The organism is Deinococcus pimensis DSM 21231 (genome assembly GCF_000519345.1).
GTDB lineage: Bacteria > Deinococcota > Deinococci > Deinococcales > Deinococcaceae > Deinococcus_A > Deinococcus_A pimensis.
On the sequence record NZ_KI912668.1, the window covers coordinates 127481 to 128946 of the forward strand.

A 1466-nucleotide genomic window follows, 5' to 3' on the forward strand; every position below is an offset into this window, starting at 1 on the left:
AGGCGCAGGCCGCCCCGCAGGCCCCGGACGACCCGCGCGAGCTCATCCCGCTCGTCCCCGGCCCCGGCGAAGGGAGCGGCGGGCAGCAACCCGGCCAGCAACCCGGTCAGGGCCCGCAGCAACCCCAGCAGGGACAGGGCGAGTGCCCCGTGCTGCTCCTCAAGGACGGCCAGCTCTACCAGATCCAGCCGAACGGCCCCGGTCAGGGCCAGCCCGGCCAGCAGCCCGGTCAGGGCGGCGGCCAGGGCGGACAGGGCGGACAGGACGGCGGCGAGCTCTTCCCGCTCGAACCGTACCGGGGCCCGTCCCCGATCCCCGGCATCCCCTCCGTTCCCGGCACGCCCGACACCCCCGACACGCCGGACACGCCCACCACGCCAAGGACGCAGAACATCTGATGACCCAAGACCAGACCCCCGGTCCCCTCAACCCGCAGGTCGTCACGGACGCCTCGGCCCGCCTCCGCACCCTGCTCTTCGAGGTCAAGAAGGTCATCGTCGGGCAGGACCTCATGCTCGAACGGCTCCTCGTGGCGCTCCTCGCGCGCGGGCACGTCCTGATCGAGGGCGTCCCCGGCCTCGCCAAGACCCTCGCGATCCGCACCGTCGCCGACGCGATCGGCGCGACCTTCCGCCGCGTGCAGTTCACCCCGGACCTCGTGCCCGCCGACCTCATCGGCACGCGCATCTACAACCAGAAGACCGGGGAGTTCACCGTGGAGCTCGGGCCCGTCTTCGCGAACCTCATCCTCGCCGACGAGATCAACCGCGCGCCCGCCAAGATCCAGTCCGCCCTGCTCGAAGCCATGCAGGAACGGCAGGTCACCATCGGCCTCGAGACCTTCCGCCTGCCCGACCCCTTCCTCGTGCTCGCCACGCAGAACCCCATCGAGTCCGAGGGCACCTACTTCCTGCCCGAGGCGCAGGTGGACCGCTTCATGTTCAAGGTGATGGTGGACTACCCCGGCTTCCACGAGGAGATGACGGTCGTGGAGCGCGTCTCCCAGAAGTTCGCGCCCGTCAGCGTGCAGCTCACGGTGGACGAACTGCGCGCCATGCAGCGCATGGCGGACCTCGTGTACGTCCACCCCGCCGTGATGGAGTACGCCGTGACGCTCGCGCGCGCCACCCGCGAGCCCGCCCTCGTGAAGCTTCCCGAGCTCGCGCGGTCCATCACGTACGGCGCGAGCCCGCGCGCCAGCGTGAACCTCGTCCTCGGCGCCAAGGCCCTCGCGATCGTGCGCGGCCGCGAGTACGTCCTGCCCGAGGACGTCCGCGACCTCGCGCCCGAGGTGCTGCGTCACCGCGTCATGCTCTCCTACGAGGGCCTCGCCGAGGAGGTGAGGCTCGAGGACCTCGTGCGGCGCGTCATCGCCGCCGTGCCGCTGCCGCGCGTGCATCTCGGCGACCCGCACGTGCTGACCCAGACGCCCCCGCCGCCCAATGAGACTGCCTGACCTGCGCCTG

General features: G+C 71.7%; 2 protein-coding genes. Both read left to right on the forward strand.

The features are described 5' to 3' along the window. Positions 1-398, forward strand: a 398-nt coding sequence (locus DEIPI_RS40335) for a hypothetical protein (RefSeq protein WP_425387878.1), incomplete at its 5' end; no start/stop codon positions are given. Then, on the forward strand, positions 398-1456 hold the full coding sequence (locus tag DEIPI_RS0118585; RefSeq protein WP_027482756.1) for an AAA family ATPase: 1059 nt from the start codon (positions 398-400) through the stop codon (positions 1454-1456). The genes DEIPI_RS40335 and DEIPI_RS0118585, both read left to right, overlap by 1 nt. The last annotated feature ends 10 nt before the right edge of the window (positions 1457-1466 follow it).